This is a genomic window from Vibrio zhugei, from assembly GCF_003716875.1.
Lineage (GTDB): Bacteria > Pseudomonadota > Gammaproteobacteria > Enterobacterales > Vibrionaceae > Vibrio > Vibrio zhugei.
Genome location: NZ_CP033078.1, coordinates 476,765 through 498,658, shown reverse-complemented (window position 1 = coordinate 498,658; position 21,894 = coordinate 476,765). Strand labels below are relative to the sequence as shown.

The 21,894-nt window shown below is 43.4% G+C and carries 19 protein-coding genes; 3 read left to right on the top strand and 16 right to left on the bottom strand.

All coding sequences use genetic code 11. From position 1 onward, the window contains the following. Positions 1–29: 29 nt before the first annotated feature. Complete coding sequence (gene tnpC / locus EAE30_RS07445) at positions 30–1,583, top strand: IS66 family transposase (protein WP_123015366.1); 1,554 nt, start codon at positions 30–32, stop codon at positions 1,581–1,583. 141 nt (positions 1,584–1,724) lie between these two features. Here tnpC and EAE30_RS07440 read toward each other — a convergent pair whose 3' ends face one another. The 6 genes from EAE30_RS07440 to EAE30_RS07415 all read right to left on the bottom strand — a co-directional run bounded on the left by EAE30_RS07440 (position 1,725) and on the right by EAE30_RS07415 (position 9,218). Continuing rightward, the gene (locus tag EAE30_RS07440; protein ID WP_123015365.1) at positions 1,725–2,549 is read right to left on the bottom strand and encodes a shikimate 5-dehydrogenase; all 825 of its coding nucleotides are present in this window, start codon (positions 2,547–2,549) and stop codon (positions 1,725–1,727) included. An 80-nt stretch (positions 2,550–2,629) separates the two neighbouring features. Further along, positions 2,630–3,373 (bottom strand): hypothetical protein, encoded by a 744-nt coding sequence (locus EAE30_RS07435; RefSeq protein ID WP_123015364.1) that lies wholly within the window; start codon positions 3,371–3,373, stop codon positions 2,630–2,632. A 125-nt stretch (positions 3,374–3,498) separates the two neighbouring features. Beyond that, positions 3,499–5,265 (bottom strand): hypothetical protein, encoded by a 1,767-nt coding sequence (locus EAE30_RS07430; protein ID WP_123015363.1) that lies wholly within the window; start codon positions 5,263–5,265, stop codon positions 3,499–3,501. A gap of 589 nt (positions 5,266–5,854) precedes the next feature. Then, positions 5,855–7,081 (bottom strand): organoarsenical effux MFS transporter ArsJ, encoded by a 1,227-nt coding sequence (arsJ, locus tag EAE30_RS07425; protein ID WP_164711815.1) that lies wholly within the window; start codon positions 7,079–7,081, stop codon positions 5,855–5,857. A 231-nt stretch (positions 7,082–7,312) separates the two neighbouring features. Further along, a complete protein-coding gene (locus EAE30_RS07420; protein ID WP_241967738.1) occupies positions 7,313–7,666 on the bottom strand; it encodes a helix-turn-helix domain-containing protein in 354 nt (117 codons plus the stop codon). A gap of 145 nt (positions 7,667–7,811) precedes the next feature. Further along, entirely contained in the window at positions 7,812–9,218 is a 1,407-nt protein-coding gene (locus tag EAE30_RS07415; RefSeq protein WP_123015360.1) for a glycoside-pentoside-hexuronide (GPH):cation symporter, read from the bottom strand. A gap of 526 nt (positions 9,219–9,744) precedes the next feature. Here EAE30_RS07415 and EAE30_RS07410 point away from each other — a divergent pair. Then, positions 9,745–10,794: a glycoside hydrolase family 43 protein gene (locus tag EAE30_RS07410; protein WP_123015359.1), complete on the top strand. Its 1,050-nt coding sequence runs from the start codon at positions 9,745–9,747 to the stop codon at positions 10,792–10,794. 111 nt (positions 10,795–10,905) lie between these two features. Here EAE30_RS07410 and EAE30_RS07405 read toward each other — a convergent pair whose 3' ends face one another. The 9 genes from EAE30_RS07405 to EAE30_RS19030 form a co-directional block, all read right to left on the bottom strand. Next, entirely contained in the window at positions 10,906–11,799 is an 894-nt protein-coding gene (locus EAE30_RS07405; RefSeq protein WP_123015358.1) for an alpha/beta hydrolase family protein, read from the bottom strand. Between the two features lie 130 nt (positions 11,800–11,929). Then, complete coding sequence (locus EAE30_RS07400) at positions 11,930–12,877, bottom strand: IS30 family transposase (RefSeq protein WP_123015357.1); 948 nt, start codon at positions 12,875–12,877, stop codon at positions 11,930–11,932. Positions 12,878–13,401: 524 nt separating this feature from the next. Further along, positions 13,402–13,851: a PTS sugar transporter subunit IIA gene (locus EAE30_RS07395; protein ID WP_123015356.1), complete on the bottom strand. Its 450-nt coding sequence runs from the start codon at positions 13,849–13,851 to the stop codon at positions 13,402–13,404. Beyond that, positions 13,848–15,104 carry a PTS ascorbate transporter subunit IIC gene (locus tag EAE30_RS07390; protein ID WP_123015355.1) on the bottom strand — a complete coding sequence of 419 codons (1,257 nt, stop codon included), beginning with the start codon at positions 15,102–15,104 and terminating at the stop codon, positions 13,848–13,850. The genes EAE30_RS07395 and EAE30_RS07390 overlap by 4 nt, the downstream gene beginning before the upstream one ends. A gap of 11 nt (positions 15,105–15,115) precedes the next feature. Continuing rightward, positions 15,116–15,385 carry a PTS sugar transporter subunit IIB gene (locus tag EAE30_RS07385; protein WP_123017291.1) on the bottom strand — a complete coding sequence of 90 codons (270 nt, stop codon included), beginning with the start codon at positions 15,383–15,385 and terminating at the stop codon, positions 15,116–15,118. 250 nt (positions 15,386–15,635) lie between these two features. Then, complete coding sequence (locus EAE30_RS07380) at positions 15,636–16,106, bottom strand: hypothetical protein (RefSeq protein ID WP_199287098.1); 471 nt, start codon at positions 16,104–16,106, stop codon at positions 15,636–15,638. A gap of 289 nt (positions 16,107–16,395) precedes the next feature. Then, positions 16,396–17,832: a 6-phospho-beta-glucosidase gene (locus tag EAE30_RS07375; protein WP_123015353.1), complete on the bottom strand. Its 1,437-nt coding sequence runs from the start codon at positions 17,830–17,832 to the stop codon at positions 16,396–16,398. 12 nt (positions 17,833–17,844) lie between these two features. Next, positions 17,845–19,353 carry a glucose PTS transporter subunit IIA gene (locus tag EAE30_RS07370; protein ID WP_241967736.1) on the bottom strand — a complete coding sequence of 503 codons (1,509 nt, stop codon included), beginning with the start codon at positions 19,351–19,353 and terminating at the stop codon, positions 17,845–17,847. Next, the gene (locus EAE30_RS19030) at positions 19,337–19,756 is read right to left on the bottom strand and encodes a PTS transporter subunit EIIB (RefSeq protein WP_241967735.1); all 420 of its coding nucleotides are present in this window, start codon (positions 19,754–19,756) and stop codon (positions 19,337–19,339) included. Before EAE30_RS19030 ends, EAE30_RS07370 begins: the two co-directional genes overlap by 17 nt. Positions 19,757–19,968: 212 nt before the next feature. On the opposite strand from EAE30_RS19030, the gene EAE30_RS18745 reads away from it, so the two are divergent. Further along, positions 19,969–20,136 (top strand): hypothetical protein, encoded by a 168-nt coding sequence (locus EAE30_RS18745; protein ID WP_164711814.1) that lies wholly within the window; start codon positions 19,969–19,971, stop codon positions 20,134–20,136. Here the strand turns inward: EAE30_RS18745 and EAE30_RS07365 are convergent. Further along, positions 20,126–21,754, bottom strand: coding sequence for a HAMP domain-containing methyl-accepting chemotaxis protein (locus EAE30_RS07365; protein ID WP_123017290.1), 1,629 nt, complete (start codon positions 21,752–21,754; stop codon positions 20,126–20,128). The two genes, EAE30_RS18745 and EAE30_RS07365, sit on opposite strands and share 11 nt — an antisense overlap. Between the last annotated feature and the right edge of the window lie 140 nt (positions 21,755–21,894).

The following is a 21,894-nucleotide window of genomic DNA, read 5'->3' as shown; positions in this document are numbered from 1 at the left end:
TTTTATCGGTATTCAGTACAATAACGACCATGAAAAAGACGACCCCCGACATCAATCCAGACAGCCAAAACATCGCGGAACTTCAAGCGATGGTGAAGGCGTTGATGTCTGAGCAAGAAGCTTGGCAGCAAAAAGAATCACAATGGCAACAAGAGCGCCAATCCTTGATTGAGCAGTTCAAACTGGCACTTGACCGTCAGTTCGCCAAGCGCTCTGAAGCGTTAAAACCGTATAACGAAGCTCAGGGCGACTTCTTTAATGAAGTGGAATGCGAAGCGGAGAACGTCGACGAAGACGTGGTGACCACGACGACCACAACAAAGCGCCGTGGTAAACGCAAGCCATTACCGAAAGACTTACCTCGCGAAACCGTGGTTCTTGACCTGGACGAGCACGATAAACAGTGTCCTTGCTGCCAACATTCTCTGCATCAAATCGGGGAAGACCGTAGCGAGAAACTGGAGTTCACGCCTGCGATACTCAACGTTATCGACTACGTTCGTCCTAAATACGCGTGCCGTCATTGTGAGCAACACAGTGAGACTAACCCCGTTCACCAACAGCCAGTACCCGACAGCATTATCCCGAAAAGCTTCGCCACAGAAAGCTTGCTGGCCCATATCATCTTAGGTAAATACCAGTACGCCTTGCCGCTGTATCGACAAGAAACCTTGTTCACGCAATCGGGCATCGACTTATCAAGAACCACTATGGCTCGCTGGGTTATCCAAGTGAGCGAGAAGTTCCAACCCTTGTACCAAGCCTTAAAAACGCACTTACTTGAGCAAGTGGTGGTGCATGCTGATGAAACCCCATTGAATGTGCTGCAAGAAGAGAAGCGCAGTTACATGTGGCTTTACTGCTCAGGCGCTGACTCTCCGCAAGCTTGTTTACCGGAGATGAAAAACATCGTCTTGTACGACTATCAAAACAGTCGCGCGAGAGCGTGCCCAATGGACTTCTTGGGCGATTACTCGGGTTACCTGCAAACCGATGGTTATGTGGCGTACGATGGTCTCACTCAAGTGACAAACGTCGGTTGCTTCGCTCATGCTCGCCGTAAGTTCATGGAGGCAAAAAAGCTCCAGGGAAAAGGCAAGACTGGAAAAGTGGATATCGCGCTGGCGAAAATCCAAAAACTTTATGCGCTTGAAGCTCACTTAAAACCGTCGTCAGCCGAAGAGCGTTGGTCAGAGAGACAATCACACGCCAAACCGATATTGGACGACCTGTATCAATGGCTCACGACACAGAAAGTGTTCGAATCCAGCCCACTGGGTAAAGCGATTAAATACACCTTGGGTCAATGGCCAAAGTTGGTGCGTTATGTGGATGATGGGCACGTATCCATCGACAACAATCGAGCAGAGCGTGCGATAAAATCGATGGTCATTGGCCGAAAAAATTGGCTCTTCGCCAACACATCAAGAGGCGCCGATGCTAGCGCATTACTCTATAGCATCATCGAGACGGCTAAAGCCAATGGACTCATTCTCTACGATTACATGGTCAAGTGCATGAAAGAGCTGGCGAAAGCAGAGCCCGACATTGACTCACTTCTTCCGTGGAACTTCTCACACTAAAACGCCCCGTGTGTTCATGGGGCGCTTACTTTGTATATCAAAGTTACCTCAAGATCACTGTTTGAACTTTGGGTTGTAACTCATAAAGGGGCAGATTCGTGTCAGTCAAGAGCTCACTGACACGTTGATGTTTTATTAGATTTAGCTCTCACTTCTTGAGTAAGCTGCTGCTTGTTCAAAAAGTTCCTGGCTCGGTTTAATTCCGGTGTATAACTGAAACTGTTCAACAGCTTGAATAGCAAATACTTCACTACCGGTGATAACGCTTTTATTGATAGATTTTGCAAACTGTACTGCGGGGGTGACAGCCGGGATGGCAACAACATCAAATAATACTTGCGCATGTTCAATTTCATGCTCACAAAAGCACAGTTTTCCTTCTTCTATACCACCACTCATGCCGAGTGGCGTTGCATTAATGAGTAAATCAGCCTCGATGCCACTCATATCGGTTTGCCATTTGAATCCACACAAATCGGCTAGCGCCCTACCGCTTGCCTCATTTCTCCCTACAATAACGCCGTTGGTGAATCCCAAGTCTCTTAACGCACATGCCACCGCCTTCGCCATTCCACCGCTTCCTTTTAAAGAAAATGAAAAATCCGTTGGAATCGCGTATTGAGTCAGTAACGTAGAAATAGCGATGTAGTCAGTGTTATACGCCTTAAGATGTCCATCAGTGTTCACGATAGTGTTAACGGAGTTAATCGCTGCCGCAGAGGGATCGAGCTCATCCACTAATGCTATGACTTCCTCTTTAAAGGGCATGGAAATAGCGCAACCGCGAAAATTGAGAGCTCTCACACCCGCTATCACGCCAGCAAGATCTTTACTGGTAAATGCCTTATAGAGGTAATTCAGATCCAACGCATCGTAGAGGTAGTTATGGAAGCGCGTACCGAAATTGGTAGGTCTTGCCGCCAAAGACATACAAATCGTTGTATCTTTATTAATTTTTGTGTTCATCAAAACTCTCCATTTCTTTATTCACGAATAGGTAGAACTACTATAAAACATGGGTGTCTCATTTATTTTTGAACGTCTTGTTAGAAGTTTCTTTCGAAATTGCAATGCTCTACATGAAACTGTTGATTAACAGGGCGTATTGGTGAATAGACCAACACTCGATCCCCTCCTAAATAAAGTAAGCTCGCTGCTTCTTTTGACCAACTATCAGTACATAAGTGGTTACTATTAAAATCAGCCCATAAAGCAAACTGTTTAGTAATTAGTTTTGCATTTGATGATAGGTTAGTTATTGTTCCAACAAAGAAGGAAAATAGAAAGATAACTAATAAACTTACCCCAAGGATTTTCAAAACTTTCTTAAAGCCAATAGGGAGTAAAAACAAGATAGGAAGAAGCCCGCCCCAAATCAACCCTGCAAAAATAAGCGCATTCCATAAACCACCAACTACTGTTTCTTGGTAGAAAATACCAAATGGTGTAAACAAGACAGCTAACAAGGTACTGGTTATGCCTAGACTACTTCCATCAATATAGAAGATTTCATTTAAAAATGATGCCGTCCATTTTTGCGCAAATAAAGCATAAGCAAAAGCAACCCAAGTAAATATTACTGCCCAATGCCATTTTTTTAGATTTTCTCGGATGCTTTTACCAACTAAAGACACAGAAAACCAAAAAACAAACAATAAAAACGGTAGTAATCCAGTTATGAATATTGTAACTGCAGCTACTATTCCATTTGATGTCAGTATTGTGGTCCCTAGCAACAACAACCAAAGTGTAAGAATTATAAAATATGGACTTTTCAAGTTAACTTTCACTATTAATTACCTATAAACTTCTAACACTGAGTTAAGCAGTGCTCCCACTTAACTTTCAACTAAATCAAAACCTTATACCAAAAACACCGGACTTTAAATGCATCTGCTTCAACGACTTGTTAGGGCTATGGTTTACACAATATGTGAGCTTGCACTCCAAAATCTTTACATGAACTTATAAACGTATTGATTAGCCAGATTAATTGCACATAGTGTGGCTTACATTTTTGACCTAAAGCCAATTTGTTTAATTCTGCTATCAACTTGGCCTTACTCAAAAAAGGTGTTGCAAGTACAATTTTCTTTATAGAGTTAGGATTTTGATTTACAGCATCGAGAGCTACTTCTAGATCTTTCCAGTTCTGAGCCCCTCTGACCCTACTAATATTGGTACTTTCATAATTTTTGTGCCACTCATTATCGTATTTATTTTTAAATAATTGTTTTTCAGCTTGAGTTCGACCAATGTTTTTTAGTGCTTGAGCGACTACGTCGTGGAAAGCACTAGCGCCATACGTATCTTTATTAGTAAATTTTGAATGTATAAAAGAGATAGACGGGATATTACTATTGCTATCTATGGCAATATGATCGGCCCATTCGTCATTCATGTCATCACAGATAATAATATTATGAGGAGCACAATATTGATCTTCAACTTTCCGAAATAGAGAGTCAACAGGGAATCTTGTTAAATTTTTTGCATGTGGTTTTTCTTTTTCACTGGAAACCCCATTAAAATTATAACTATCATCAAATATGTTAATTATCGAATGAATATTATTTAATAAATGCTTATCTTCAAAACATGACTTAGAATAATATGAGTAGTTTGGAGAGTCGAACACAGCAGAAAATGGCTTTTCTTTATTTACATATTTACCAATAGTATAACTGTTCGTGCCATTTTCAGTAACTAAAATGTTATCGAGAACCTGATTTCTAATTGTAATTAAATTCTTTGAATATGAAACCTTACCGGATAAAGCTGTACCTTTAACTTTCAATATGTCACCGTCAACTAAAACAGGAGATTTTAATTGATTAAAAATCCTATGTATTTCTCCTGAATTTAACTGACTACCATCAGTCTTACTTAGGGTAATTTGACCATCCAGAAACTTAGTTTCAATTTCACTCAAATCAATAAGAATCGCCACAACTTTATGCCCCAAATCTATAATATCCTTCAAACAGATAGGGGAAGCAAAATTACTAAGAAACTCACTTTGGTTTGTAGTTACCTTTATTTCATCTTTAATTTCAATAACCCAGTCGATTAATTCATCTAATGTTGACTTTTTATCTCTATGGCTAACTCTCGAAGTACTTGGAGTTAGAGTATATGAGTCTGCGCCGACTTTCATTCTGAAGTTGCTTGGGATTGATCGACTAGACGAATTAGATGAGACAATACCATTCAAGCTTTTAGCTTCTAATGAACGGGATCTGATAACAGCATTTGATATGCTCATGTTTTTCATGGTAACCCTTTCATATTCTGGGCTTTTATCACCATGAAAATGACAGAATTTTTGGTAATCAAATTCATCTATAAAAGAAGAAAAATACTTTTCTGGTGAATCAACATATTTCTTCAAAATAGCTAAGGCATCATCACATTCTATTAATAACAAATAGGCATACTTTTGTTCTTTAACAGAAGTTCCTACTAAAAATGAAGGCTCTGCCTCTATCTTGTATGCAACGATAGAGTATACAACTTGATTACCAGAAGCTGTTGTATAACTTCTTTTAGGCTCGTTTAGAAGGTAGTTACCTACACGCTCTTTAGAGATCTCTTTGAATGTATCTTCAATAGACTTCTTCGTAAGTGATTTATTCAGCTCATAAAACTGAACATTCTTGCTTAGACTTAAATTTCCAATCATTTTAACTTAATCCCTTCATGTACAACTAAACTCGCAAAATAGCCCTAACAGTCTTTTTTAAGCAGACATTGTCTATATAACATTTTAAGAAAATACAGACACCATCACAGCAAGACGCTGATTTATATTGTTAATTTTCTTAAACGCTCTGCAACTACAGAACATGTCTATCTAATCACCAATAATCCACTAAACTCATAATCTGCCATCGATAAAAGGCGGTCAAGAAATGACAAGAGAAACGTGCCCATTATGTGCTGGTTAACCGATTTCTTAACGGGGGATAGATTGCGTCTTCTGTCTTAGGGTATAGGTGTGATGAAAGTGATTGCTCGAAAAGTTCTGAAATCACAGAGTGTGGGTGCTGTACCGAAAAAAGGTACACTAGAGGTACAGTCACTAGTTTTGACACTTTTACCAAAACTACACTAAACTACTGTTTAATAAATACTTTAAGGTGTTTTTAATTACGCTTAATTTACCTCGGTTTTCCTAGACTTCCTGCGTTAGTGGCTAACTCATAATCGATTAGTCCGCGGTTCAAATCTGCGAGGGGCTGTTAGGCACAACTTGAAAGGCACTTTCTCCTTTACGGCTGAGTCAGTTTTGTATCCGCGCCTGTTGGTAACCACGCTGAAATAATCGTGGTCAAGGTTAAGAAGCCCAATGCTACCCACAAACACGCCGCAAATCCCCACGCTTGGAAGACCCAGCCCGATAGCACCGTGCCTATTAAGCGCCCCATGGCATTTGCCATATAATAGAAACCGACATCCAAAGAAACCCCATCGCCTTTGGCATAACTGACAATCAAATACGAGTGGAGAGAAGAGTTTACTGCAAACACCGCACCAAATATCATCAATCCGACCACAATGACCCTCTCGGGGTGCCATTGCTGTTGCACGCTATAGGCAATCACGCCCGTCACGACAGCCAACAACAAAGCCCAACCAATCGCGGACTTGCCATCAGGAACATGTCCTGACTGACGGCCAGTGATCTTAGGCGCCATTCCTTGAATAATACCGTAACCTATAATCCAAAGCGCTAGAAAGCCCCCTACCGCGCTGTGATCCCATCCAAACACAGAGCCGAGATAAATCGGCAACGCGATGACAAACCAAACATCACGCGCACCAAATAGAAACATACGTGCCGCAGAGAGAATATTCACACTGCGAGACTTGGAAAAAATATCTGAGAACTTAGGCTTATTTTTCGCTTTTCCCAAATCCGATTTGAGACTCACCAGACTACCAACGAAGACACACAACAAAACCCCTGCCATGGTCGCCACGGCATATTGAAACCCCATCACAGAAAGTAAGGCACCGCCTAAGAAAAACCCCACTCCTTTTAACGCATTTTTTGAGCCCGTCAGTACTGCAATCCACTTGTACAATGCCCCCTGAGCATTGTCCGGCACTAACGTTTTTATCGAGCTTTTGGCACTCATCTTATTCAAGTCTTTGGCAATCCCTGACAACGCCTGTGCCGCCATAACCCATGGGATAGACAACCAACTGGCGGGACCAGCCAGCATGGCAAGTGCGATAATTTGTATTCCCAACCCGATATTCATCGTTCGGTTCAAACCAAGGCGAGCCCCTACCCAGCCACCAATCAGATTCGTGACAACACCAAAAAATTCATAGAAAAGGAACAACGAGGCAATGTCTAAAGTGGAATACCCTAGCTCATAAAAATACAGCACAATTAACATGCGTAATGCACCATCAGTGATGGTGAAATTCCAATAGTTAAACGTCACCAACATGTACTGGCGAACATTGGGATTGAGATGAGACAACATATTCACTCTCTTTAAAGGGGTCACCGAATGCAGATATCGATTTTAATCATACGTTGAACATTGGCTGGATATCCATCTGTATTTTGCTCCACCGTTCATCACCAACAAGCGCAAGAAGGAACAAAAGCGTCACAGTAATATGAAATAAACAGCCGATGCTGTCATTCTATTACACTTGTATTACAGCTAAATGATCGCTCAGTGGAGACCGTTTAAAAATGCAATATCCAATCAGGAAATAGTGGCACCCGCTGATTTCTTAAATTGCCCCGGTGTTTCAGCAAACCATTGTTTAAAAGCACTAATGTAGGCACTTACGTTACTGTAACCACTGCGCTCAGCCACATTTTGTATCGACATGCCGTCGAGTAGCCATTGCATAGACGTTATCAGTTTAGCCAGTTGCCGCCATTGATTGAAGGTCATGCCCGTTTCTTTGATGAAGATTCGACTTAATGTGCGTGTGCTGATACCAAAGCGGTGTGAAAGTGTTTGTTGAGTGGGTATCTTTTCGGGCTCGGAGAGCAAGTCTGTCTCCCATAGAAATGGCAAGCGAGAGAAATAGCAAGCGCGAGTCAGTGACACGGGATGCTCTACCAGAACAAAAAAACGGCCCCAATTTAGGGCCGTTCGTATGAGCAAAACTCACTATCCAGTTCGTTCCAAAAACGTCAGGTGATAAGAGCAACTCATCATAGCGTTCAAGAGCGATACACATGGTTGGGGGTATTTATGCTAACGCTTCTTTCTCTTTGTTGTTATTTTCAACAAACTCCGCAGCTTGTTTGTCATTTTCGATGCGTACCAAGTCTTCTTTTATTTGCGCCAACTTTTGATTATCAAGTTTATAGAAGAACATGAATATCGCTAAAGAGGCAAAGAAAACGCCAGGTATCACCGAGTATAAAAGATTGATGGCGTTCACCACTTGCTCTGATTGTTCAACGACACCACCTTGGTAGCCAGCCCAAGCTAGGATATAACCAACGCCGGCTCCGCCTAGCGCAACACCCAGTTTAATTGCAAATAAGTTGGTCGAGAAAACCAAACCACTCAATGAGCGGTTGCTGCGTGTTTTTTCGTAATCCACCACATCCGACATCATACTCCAAAGAATTGGCGTGGTTGCCATTTGTACAATACCAAGAATAATCACCAACGCAAATACGGCAATGATATTGGCAGGATCGACGAGGTAAATTAGGGCCGAAAGTACGCCAGAGATAACGATCAGAATTTTATAAACCGTAGGCTTGTTGTATTTACCCAATAATGGAGCCGAGAAAATCGCACCGACAATATTGGCGAGCATCCCAGACACCATGAAAATGGTCGCCAAATCCGCTCTGCCCATCACGACTTTCACGTAATACATGGTCGATGCCCCTTTAAAGACCACGCCAGTCAGCAACACAATGTTGATAATAAACAACACTCGCCATTGGGTATTTTGCGCTAACAATTTTAGATCTTTGAATACAGATTGGGTTTCTTCTTTGGGAACGTGACGCTCTTTGATGTTTGCAAAGCAAACGAAGAACAAGATGATCGCGGCGAAGCCCATTGTTGCCATAGCTCCGACATAGCCTCGTTGCTCATTACCTTGGCCATAGAAATCCACCAATGGCAATGCCACCATTGTTACCACTAAACCACCAGCCGTACTTAATGCAAAGCGATAAGATTGTAGTGAGGTACGTTCGGCAGAGTCATTGGTCATTGCATTGGCCATGGCACAATATGGCACATTGATCGCGGTATACATCAAGGTCAAAAAGATATAAGACGCATAGGCATACACAATTTCTCCCGTTTCGCCAAACTCCGGTGTGAAAAATGAGAACATACAAGCGGCACCGAATGGAATCGCGATCCACAGTAGATAAGGTCTGTAGCGCCCATATTTCGACTTCGTTCTATCGACGATCGACCCCATAATCGGATCCGTCACGGCATCAATGAATCGAACCAATAGGAACATCGTCCCCATATGGGCCGGAGATAATCCATAGATATCGGTGTAAAAGTAAGCCAAAAATAGCATCACAGTTTGCCACACGAAATTACATCCGGTGTCACCTAAGCCATAGGCTACTTTCTCTTTTACTGATAATTTTTCGGTGTTTGTAGTGCTCATTTTTATTTTTTCTCCAGGGTACACGTCATCAATATCTATTCTGAGCGGTCAGTGGATATAATCAACCGACTAAAATTATCAATGCATTTATGATATTTATTTTATGTGATAACCATGGCAAAAATCGCCCATTAAAATACAAATATATCTATATATCAGTAAGTTAAGAATCGACATGGCGATTAATGAGTTATATTTCTGTGATATAAAACACAATTAATAAAATAATTAAATGATCAATAAAAAACATAATTGATAAAAAAATGCAGTTCGATAGATTCATAGCAAATAGGAAACTACGAGACAATGTCGTTATATTACGAATAAAGACGGTCTATATACCTTTAAGCTGTAGGATTCTTTCATTGCGATTGAAAAATCAGTGACAGTGCAAGGTAGATGGAATTATCCGACCTGATTTATTTGTCAGTAGATCCTTTATTAGACAGTCTTTGGCTAATAATCTGAAGCATGGGCTTGTCTCATTATGATCTTTTTCATTCATTACAATAAAAGAGACGAAACAATGACGGATACCAAAACAGACCCTACCGAACTCAGTGATGCGGAAAGAGTTACTCAGCGTGATCGAGCAAGAGCCGACTCTCTCAAGGCCATCTCCGCACCGCTCGTGAAGCATATGTATACCGCGGATCCTTCCGCACATGTGTTTAATGATCGCATCTACATCTACCCGTCTCATGACATTGAAACCAATACCCCACTGAATGACGATGGCGATCACTTCGCCATGTCCGACTATCACGTTTTTTCTCTCGATGAATCATTGGACGTGGTGACAGACCATGGGGTAGCGTTAGATGTCAAAGAGGTTAAGTGGGCAGAGCGCCAAATGTGGGCCCCCGATGCCGCAGAAAAAGACGGCAAGTATTACCTCTATTTTCCGGCTAAGAATGCACAAGGTGTCTTTCATATTGGTGCCGCCGTTGCTGATAATCCGGAAGGCCCCTTCTCGGCTGAAGCGTCTCACATTGAAGGCACCTTCAGTATCGATCCCGCTGTCTTTCAAGATGACGATAGCGACTACTTGTATTTCGGTGGCATATGGGGAGGACAGTTGCAAAAATGGACTCGTAGCGAATTTGGGGCCGACGATTACCCAAGCGATGATGCGCCAGCCTTGATGCCCAAAATGGCCAAACTGGCTGACGACATGGTGAGCTTGGCAGAGCCCGCTCGAGATGTCGTGATTGTCGATGACAAGGGGCATCCTTTAACCGCCGGTGATACCGAGCGTCGTTATTTTGAAGGCCCGTGGGTCCATAAACATAACGGTGTGTATTATTTCTCTTACTCGACCGGTGATACCCATAAAATCGTTTATGCGACCAGCGATTCACCCTATGGACCATTTACTTATCAAGGGGTCATTCTAGAACCCGTCTTGGGTTGGACGACTCACCACTCTATTGTGCAATACAAAGGTAAGTGGTACTTGTTCTATCATGACAGCTCGTTATCTGGTGGGCAAACGCATTTACGCAGCATCAAAATGGCTGAGCTGCATCATAACGATGATGGCTCCATTGCAACGATTCGCCCTTATTTCGAGTAAGGCCAGACTAAAAAGTATCGTATGTCACCTCCATGGTCATGGTGGTGACATACTCTCTTATGCAAATAGAAAAAACCGATCAACGACATCAGTGAAGGTCGAGACGCAACACTAGTAGTAAGGACAGGTATCTCGGTATTCGCTGATTCTCAAGCTACTATCAAAGTTTTGCCCGCATAAAAATTGGTTGTAGCGTTGGTCTTTATCAATAAAGCGTTTCATCCACGCAATGCCATTTCGCCCTAAGATATCTTCACTGGGATACCCTGAATTCGCACAAAAATGACTGCCCGCAGCAATTTCTAAAAAGGCTTTGGGTGTCGAGCTTGGGATCTGATTATAAAACCGAGACGCATGGACAGCCACTGGAGCAATCGCATCGATCTGACACGCAATGATCATTGTCGGAGCCGTGAGACTAGAAAAACGATTCAAACCTAAATACCAAGGTGCTTGAGGGATCAACGCATCAATTTTTCTATCGGTGGCAAGTTTCAGTGCTCCGCCGCCCCCCATAGACCAGCCAATGACACCGACTCGATTGGGATCCACTAACCCATACAGACGAGATAGCCGATCGTTGCCTTGATCAATCACATAATCGATCGCGGCGCTCAATTGACGAGCTCGGCTATCCGGTTGATCATAGATGGTATTGGTATCGATCGTAATCACCGTAAACCCCCATGAGGCTAAACGAGGTCCCCACCATTTGATGCTTCTTTCATAAGACACATAGCCGGGCACGACCGCGATGATTCCCTGCTCTCCTCCTGAGTCGGTCGAGTAATGGATTGTCCCACCAGCAAACCCTGGCGTCAGCCTTGAGACACTGATGGTTTCCACATCATAAGGTCCACGGTTTGCTTCTAATTGATAGCGGCTAGGTACCTCGCCACGTTCGAACCCATTGGAACAGTCCGAACATGGCACGGCAAAAACTGACGAGGAAAAAAGACCCACAGCGATTCCTACTACGAGCTTCCCTTTTATAAAAATATTCATAATCACTCCGTTATATGTATAGTGTTCGTCATTGCATACTCGCGCTATACAGCATGAACGAGTATATCAGCCTTACAACTAAACCCTAGAGGAGCCCGAATTCAACTGCGAAGTGCGACATTCTCCAATATCAAGCAACCAAAGCCATTTCCTCAAATATAATGGCTGGCTGCTTGAAGCCTAAGCACTTTCTTGGACGATAGTTTATCCGAGATAAAGCGAACTCTATATCTATGTCAGTCACCGTCGTTAAGTCAGTTCCTTTCTTCACATATTGCCTTAAAAGACCGTTCGCATTCTCATTAGCACCACGCTCCCAAGAGCTATAAGGATGAGCAAAGTAGACATCAGCCTCTAATTCTTTTGCGATGGTTTCATGACCTGCAAACTCTCGTCCGTTATCTGCCGTAATGGTATGGACATGGTTCTTATAAGGCATGAGTAGCTCTATGGTGGCTTTGGTAACATCATTCGCTGACTTAGATGGCACTTTCTTTACTACGTAAAATCGTGTCTTACGCTCTAAAATAGTCACCATCGCACCTGTACCATGCTTACCTAGCACGGTGTCGATTTCCCAGTCACCAAACCGCTCCTTACCGTCAACGATGCTTGGTCTGTCATCAATCGAAACGGCATTCTTTATCGCTGGCGCTTTCTCTTTTTTACCGCGGCGATAACGCTTGTGTCCTTGCCTCAAGTGGCGATATAACTTACCGCCCATGCGTTTATCTTGTGCGACAAAGCGATAGACCCACTCGTGACTGACAGCGGCCCCAACTTTCGTTAATACATTGGAAATCTGCTCTGGACTCCAATCTGTTTCTAAAAGAAGACGGATAAAATCCACACGCTCCTTTGGTATGCGGTATTTACGCGCTGTTCTGCGCTTTTTAATCGACAACAGCTGGGCTTTATTTGGGCAATAAATGTTGCCTTTACGACCTCGCTTAAGCTCCCGATATACTGTCGAGCGGTGGCACTGAACGGTTTTAGCTATTTCAGAAACCGAAATTCCCCGTTCCAAAAGAGCAGAAATCTGGTATCTTCTGCCCTCGGTCAACTGCTGATAATTCATGGTAGTACTGCTTGTTTCTTTGGCGAGAAGAGCGTACCACTTTCAGCAGTTGGCTTCTTCTTCTACGCTTTCCATGAATGTCGCACTTATTATCTGAAATCGGGAGTTAACTTTATTTTCAACAAGAAGTGAGAAGGAAATACGCTTTATTTTTCACCCTTGATACCAGTTCAATAAATAATAAAAAACGTACAACAACGACATTAAAATTTATAATGAACATCAAAAATTACAATAAAAGATAATGTAAATAACTCTATATTATCGCTTTTTATTTTCTATCTCACTCGTCAACTTTTATAAAGCCCTTCTATTGACCATCAAATAAAAAACATACATTAAATTAAAATCAATAAGTTAGGAAGATTTATTAGAGATGAATATTAATCAGACTATGGTATCAAGCAATACAGTGATAAAAAGCCCAATGAACATTCACAAGGCTTTTTATGATTAGCTAAAAAAATGATGAACGGAAAGTTTATTATCAAATAACTGATATAAATAAACTAACCTAATGTATATTAGTATTTTTTTATAATGTCTAAAATATCACTTTCCGTTTTGGCTTGAATAATGGCCTCGATATCGCCCTCGTTTTGAAAAAGTTCAGAAAGTGCAACAATGGTTTCAATATGATTATTGGCATCCATCGCCGCCAACGTAATGGCAACATACACAGGACCATTTTCTTCGGACTGGAAATCAACCCCTTGTTTAAACACGGTGACTTGCAAACTGGGCTCATTGACACCATCTTCAGGGCGAGCATGAGGCATCGCAATTTTGGGGGCTAAAACATAATAAGCCCCAATGTCGTGATGTTTCTCTTTGATCGCCTCAAGGTAACGAGGCTCAACTTTGCCCTGCTCGATTAATGTCGAGCAAGTCACCTCTAGCGCCTCATTCACACTGAGGTTGTCTTGTGTTGAGATAACAATAGTATCTTTAGTGATTAACGTATCAAGGCTCATGAGACAATCCACCCTAGGATAAGCCCGACCACACCAAAGTCAAAATCGGCAAACGTCGTCGCTTTTAGACCTAATCCGCCCAAGACCGGTAACAACATCATCGGCAAAAACGAAATGCATAAACCTTGAGTAAACGCGCCTAGTACGGCACCTCGCAGCCCACCCATCGCGTTACCATACACGCCAGAGGCACCACCCACAAAGAAGTGCGGCACAACGCCCGCCACAATAATGGTCCAGTCCAGCGCGCCTTGCACTGCCATTGCCACAAGACCGGCGGAAAATGACGATAAGAACCCAATCAATACCGCATTGGGCGCAACAGGGAATACCATCGGGCAATCTAATGCGGGTTTAGCGCCTGGGACGAGCTTATCGGAAATCCCTTTGAAAGCCGGGACAATTTCAGCAATCAGCATTTTGACCCCTTGCAAGACGATGTATACCCCTCCGGCAAATACCAGTGATTGCATAAAGGTAAAGACCACCCAGTTCTGACCATTGGACACCGTTTCAACAAATTCGCCTCCCGCAAAAATGGAAGCAACCATGAAAAACAACGCCATTGTGACCGCAACGGCAACCGGTGTATCACGTAAAAACATTAAGCTTTTAGGGACGTTGAGATCTTCTGTTGATTTAGACGTATCACCAAACTTAGACCCCACAAAACCGGCAATAAGGTATGAAAACGTAGAGAAATGTCCCATGGCAAGCTGATCGGTTCCCATGACCTTTTGCGTATATTTCTGTACTAACGCCGGCATGACCACCATCAGAGACCCGACGGTAATCGAGCCAATGGTCACCATTAACACGCCTTTAATGTTTGCGGTCGATAATATGACAGCCACCAACATCGACATAAACATGGTGTGGTGACCCGTTAGAAAGATAAATTTTAATGGGGTAAAACGAGCCAGAAGAATATTGACGATAAAGGCGAAAAACATAATCAGCGCCATCTCGTAACCGAACGCTTCCTGTGCTAACGCCACAATCGCTTCATTATTGGGAATCACGCCATTAACGCCAAATGCTTCAATAAAAACCGTCGAGAAATTATTTAAAGCACCAATTAATGCTCCTGCCCCAAACCCTAAAATAAGGAAGCCCATTACGGTTTTAATGGTACCTTTCAGGACCGTAGAAATATCGGATTTTTGCGCAACCAAACCGATAAAAGCAATAATACCAACCATAATGGCAGGCTCTTTTAATAAGCCTAACATGAACTCAAAAAAGTCTTTCATGGGACCTATCCTTATAGAAATAGCTTAATTTGGGTTTCTATCGCGTCTTTATCAAAAATATTCGATAAACTCACAATATTGGATTTACCTTGATCGGCTAATTGATTCGCGACGTCTGTCGCCGCTACCCAAATATCGGCTTTACTTGACGAGGCTGAGGATAAATCTTCATGTTCGACTTCCGCCTCTACACCTATTTTTTTGATCACTTCTTTAACGGCCATTTCCATCATGAGAGATGTGCCCAGACCATTTCCACATACCACCATTATTTTTTTCATCATCGTTCTCTCTGTAGGGTTTATTTATCAATAGATTTGTTATTTTTAGAGAAAAACAATAGCGAAATACCACAGTTTTGAACGAGATCATCGTCTCAAGATGGAATTGACCTTGTGAAGTAGATCAAATAAATAGAGAGGATATAAACGTGAGAAATAATTTATACAGAAAAATAAATCATGAAAGGAAACAGAGTAATGATCAGCCAATCAATCACTACACCCGCACCGTGCGATCACAGTATTGACGCTATTTACCGTAGTCGGACAGCATTTTTTTGAAGAGGCGATTGATGTCTTTGGTTTTTTTACCGCGTTTGGTTAGAGCATCTAATGATGTTGGTGTATTGCCCTCCACCGGGTCTGGCGTATTATGGCTGCGCAGTTTTTGCACCGATGCCATAATCATACGAATTTCTTCGCCGTCAGAGTCTTCAAGAACCACGATGTTTTCCGGCTCCACCTGAACAATCGTCAGCGTACCGTATTTGACTGACTCTACGGTTTCTCCCACCATGAGAGACTGCGGCGCTACCGAACGATCGAGAACGTGTCCACTGCGTAACTTAGCAGCCGTTGTGGCACGAATGGTTCTTGTATTTTCAAAAGCGACGATCACCGTATAGGTATTGTAATATTCGACGACGGTAACACGGCCATGTTTGTTCGTTTCAAATTTTGCACCTATATGCATGTCATGAGGCGCATCTAACTTTTTCATTAACATTTTGAATTCCTGAGGCTATCTACTGTCATTCTGACGTTTAGATAAAGAAGACACTGATTCAAAGTATATACGTTCGGTGACTTGATAGAAATAACGAGATCTCGCGAATCAACTTACTCACCTCAGCCAATGCATCCAATAGATTCGGTTTAACTGATAAAGAAAAAGCGCAGCTCATCGATGGTGGGGTCGGCAACCTTTAGTCCGCCTGTCTACATAAAAGCCTGATGGGAAGACACATCAGGCTTTCAACGTTATCGATGATCAGTGTGTAACATTACGACTACACGGTGTCACCATTACTCTCAATGACATTTTTATACCAGAAAAAACTCTTCTTACGGCTGCGCTCCATGGTTCCCGTGCCATCGTCATGGCGATCCACATAGATGAACCCATAACGCTTACGATACTCCCCGGTTCCATAGGACACACAATCAATACAACCCCACGGCGTGTACCCCATCAAATCAACACCATCGTATGCCACCGCGGTTTTCATTTCTTCAATATGGGCTTTGAGGTATTCAATCCGGTAATCATCATTGATATCACCGTTCTCTTCAACGTGGTCAACGGCCCCAAAGCCATTTTCGACGATAAACAGTGGCTTGTTATATCGTTCATGTAACTCGCATAATGAATAACGTAGCCCGACCGGATCAATCTGCCAGCCCCACTCAGAGGCCTGAACATAAGGGTTTTTCACGCTACCAGCAAAACCACTCATGGAGCCTTCGGTACTGATTTGCGAGTCAGCTTTGACGGCCACTGACATGTAGTAACTAAAGCCAATATAATCACACACGCCCTGTTTCAGAATCGTCAGATCGTCTGGCTCCATTTTGATGTTATATCCCTTACGCTCCCACTCTTTCAGTGTATAAGCTGGGTACTCACCGCGCATGTGAACATCACTAAAGAAGAAGCGATTGCGCATTGCTTCTTGAGCCAACATCACATCCTCTGGGTTACAGGAGTAAGGGTAAATCGGCACCCACGCGACCATGCATCCGATCTGAAAGGCGGGATTAATTGCGTGCCCCAGTTTGACAACTTTGGCGCTGGCAACAAACTCATGGTGCACCACTTGGTACATACACTCTTCTGGATTGTCTTCCACGGTATAATCCACACCTGAATTGGAATATCCCCAGAGTGGCAAATTCAAATCACGTTGATTATTGATTTCGTTAAACGTCATCCAGTATTTGACTTTGTTCTTGTAACGGCGCATGACGGTTTCTGCATAATGCACAAAGAAATCCACCACTCGGCGATCTTTAAACCCACCATACTCTTTCGATAAATGCAGAGGCATTTCAAAGTGAGATAACGTGATCACCGGTTCAATACCATGTTTGAGCATTTCATCGAAAAGATCATCGTAGTACTGAAGCCCTGCCTCATTCGGCTCTTGTTCATCCCCCTGTGGGAAAATTCGCGGCCAATAAATGGACGTACGAAAACATTTGAACCCCATTTCAGCGAGCAACGCAATGTCACCTTTATAATGGTCATAAAATGCGGTGGCTTGATGATTGGGATAATGTTCACCAGCAATGATGCCATCGGTGACTTTACGTTGGGTGTTGACATCACCACCAGATAACACATCGACAATACTTAGGCCTTTACCATCGCGATCCCAAGCGCCTTCGACTTGGTGAGCCGCCACGGCGCCACCCCATAAAAAATTGTCCGGAAATACACTACTCATTTCTCTTTATCCTTAAGCCATCTGAATGACTGGCTGTCCTACTTCAATGTCTTGTTTATCCTGAGTCTGTTCGGTCAGGTGAAATTCGAATTCATCACTGTTCATCACAATGAAGGGGGTGGTGAGGTCGTACCCTTGCGCCTTGATTTTTTCGAGATCAAACTGAATTAATGGCTCACCAACAGTGACCGATTGGTCGCGAGCAACTAAATAATCGAACCCCTCGCCTTGCAACTTAACGGTATCAAGACCAACATGAATGAGGATTTCAGCCCCATTGGCCATGGTCATCCCAATCGCATGTTTCGTCTCAATGACGGAGGAAATCACCGCATCACACGGCGCTCGCACCAAGCCTTCAGAAGGAATAATCGCAATGCCATCCCCTAATAGCTTCTGGGCGAAACTCTCATCGTTGACCGTGGATAATGGAACAATCTGTCCCTTCAATGGGCTCACCAATGTCGCAGATTGTTTGACAGCTGGCGCCTCGGCCGTTGGATCGAGAGCATTAGGATCATGGGCAACCTTTTCCTCTTGCAGCTCTTCATCGACGGGATCTTCAAACCCGACCATGTAGATCAACGCAAAGGTGGCCACAATGGCGACGCCAACCCCAGCTAATTCGCCGATAAATGACGATGGGTTATCCGGACTAATGGCGTTAACAACGGTTAATAAACCAGGCAGTCCGGCATACGCGTAATAATAAGTCCCAAATAAGCTGGCAACGACCGATCCCAGCGCCCCGCCTATACAGCCACAAACAAACGGTTTTTTCAGTCTTAATGTCACGCCATAAAGGGCAGGTTCGGTAATCCCAAACACGGCGGTTAATCCCGCAGAAAAGCCCGTCGCTTTCATACGTTTATTGCGAGTTTTGCAGGCCACTGCCACTGCGGCAGCCATTTGCGCGACGACGGCAATGGCTTGAAACGCTTGAAAGTTGTCGTACCCAAAGTTTTCATAGTTGGCAAAAACCACCGGTGTGATTCCCCAGTGAACGCCAAAAATCACAATGATTTGCCATACCCCACCGATTAACGCGGCCGCCAACACTGGCGCTGCATCAAACAAGGCGTTATAGCCACCAGCAATGCTGCTCGCCACATAGCTCATCACAGGCCCTATGACCACGAGCGTTGTCGGTACCATGATCAACATACAAATCAGAGGCGTAAATAATTCGCTGATCACGCCCGGAATTAGGCGCTTCACATAAGATTCCACATAACTCAACGCCCATACCATAAAGATCGGGGGCAAAACGGAAGAGGTATACACCGTTTTTGCCAATGGTAATGAGAGGAAAGTAATCACTTCCCCATTGGCAATTCTTGAGGCAATTTCCCCCCATGATGGGTTGATAATGGCGCACGCACAGAGCACGGCGATAAACGGGTTACAGTTAAAATGTTTGGAAGAGGTAATCGCAATAAAAACAGGTAGAAAGGCAAATGGCGTCCATGACATAAAGTTCAGGACTTCAAAGGTGCCTGTCGCTTCAATGGTCGGAAACATAAACCGCGCGAAGATGAGCCCACCTTGCAATATCCCAGATCCCAGCCGCTGCTAGAATGAAGATGATCGGTGCAAAAATGGCGGACATCGCGGCAATAACCGAGTCAATCAGGCTCATTTTCTGTTGTTTATCACTCAGCAATTGGCTATCGAGCAATAAAGACATGGCTTGATAAACATCCGACACATGAGTGCCAATGACAACCTGAAACTGACCGCCGCTCTGAACCACGGTGATCACGCCCGGCATTTTTTTAATGCGTTCTGCCGCGCCTTCTGGAACCTCATTTAATATTAAACGCAACCGTGTCGCGCAACGAGAAAACTGACTTACATTATCTTGCCCACCGACTTCGTGAAGAATATCTTTCGCCAGTTGTGTGTAATCTCTGATCGCTGCCATATGCCAACCTTTTCATTCATTTTCAGCTATTGGATAAACTAAGCATATCTCTGTTTATTGTTTTTGGGACCGGTTACAAACATATAAATATGTCGATTTAGACGCAATATCTAGCATGGTGAATAGCGAGAGTTCTCACAGTAATCTGCTAAGACAAACGTAAAAATCAGCAGTAGATCTCGTAACGACTCGGAGGAGGCCATAAAAAATGCGTGGCTCATCAGCGAAGGCAGCATGGCTTAGCAAGCCGAACATTGAAATGCGTTGTCGAGGACGAAGTGATGACTGAGGACGGGGATATTTACCGCCAATACCAAGGCCAAGCGATGGGCTTGGCCTTGGTCGGTAACGGACAGCGCCTGACGACTTTTACAATTTAAACGAGTCCATACGCATTTTAAGATGATGCGCCAACCGACTGATTTCTTGGCAAGACTGCGCGGTTTGCGAGGTGCCTTCATTCATCTCAGAGGCCGCGCTATTGATGTATTCAATACTGCGGTTGAGCTCTTCAGACACAGAGTTTTGTTCACTGCATGCGGTGGCAATTTGTGTACTCATCTGCGCCATGCTATCGACAGCGTGATCAATGGCGGTGATATGCTCTTTGGTTTCACTCACCTGTTCAATACACTGCTGAATGCCCTCTTGGCACTCCGCACTCGACTCACTCATTTTTTGCGTACTTTCCTGAAGAGTACTGATGATGTTCATAATTTGCGAGGTGGAGTCGGTGGTACGTTGTGCCAACGAGCGCACTTCATCTGCAACCACGGCGAAACCTCGTCCTTGTTCTCCTGCTCGTGCCGCTTCTATTGCCGCATTCAGTGCCAATAAGTTGGTTTGTTCAGCGATACCTTGAATAACGTCGACCACCATATTGATATCGTTAGAGCTTTTCGCCAATTCTTTCGCCAATTCATCAGAATGTTGTACCGCAATATGCACCCGGTCAACCACGCCAATTGTCTTGTCGAGCGTGAATGAGCCTTGTTTTGCCATATCGGTAGCGGTTTGCGCCGTCGTGGCGCCGACCTCGGTATTCTGCGCCACTTCTGCGACCGCCGCTTGCATTTCAGTCATCGCCGAGGCAACCGACGTTAATTCTGCATGTTGATTTTGCATACCAGAAGCGGTTTGTGATGCAATCGCACTGACTTCCTCAACCGCCGCGGTCAATTGAATCGTCGAGTCATTCACCTCCGACACCAGACCATGCAAGTTACTTTGCATTTTTTCTAAGTCTTTGAGTAACAAACCTAACTCATCTTCCGTCAAGTCAGCGGCATCGAAGCGATTATTTAACTGACCATTGGCGATACGAGTGGCAAAGTCTAAGGCTTTTTTAATCGGCTGGCAGATCGCTCGAGATAAAATCGTTGCCGAGCAGGCGATGATGACCAGGATGACACCGATGCCTATGATTGCAGTAATACCGGTCGCTTTAGACTCGGAAATAATGGTACTTTTTATCGTATCAGAGAGCTGATCATTTAATACCAGCACCGCTTTTAAGCTGTCGTATGCATTAACATACGTCTGATAGCTATTTAATATAACTTCGTTAGCTTGCTGAGGTTTGCCTGCGCTCAATAAGGAGCGATAACTAGCGGTTTCTTGTGCATATTGAGACCATTGGCGTTTAAATTGAGAAAATAGCTGCCGCTCTTCAGGGCTGAGTGCTAATCCCTCATAGTCGGCAATCTCTTTTTCTATCGTTGTCTTCACTTGATCCAATTCATCTAACCATTCACCCAATTTAGGATTATTCGAATTGGGTAATAAAGAAAATTCATTTTTCCGAACCACCGTGATATTCACTTGCATGCCTTTAAGCAAGTTCACGGAGGGGAGACTTTTACTGGTCAATGTATTCAGGCTGTGTCCCAAATCAAGCCAACTATTGGCAAGCACACTAGACACAATCCCTAACATGACTAACACCGCTAAATAACTCAGCCATATTTTTTTTACGACACTGATATTCTTAAATTTTATCATTATGTTACCGACAACCCCCATCCAAACTATTGTTAATGTTGGATGTATATTTTTTATTATCAACACCATAACTCAATGAAAAATATCATGAAGTTATGAAGCATGTGTTCATCTGCACCAGCGATAATCTGGCACTA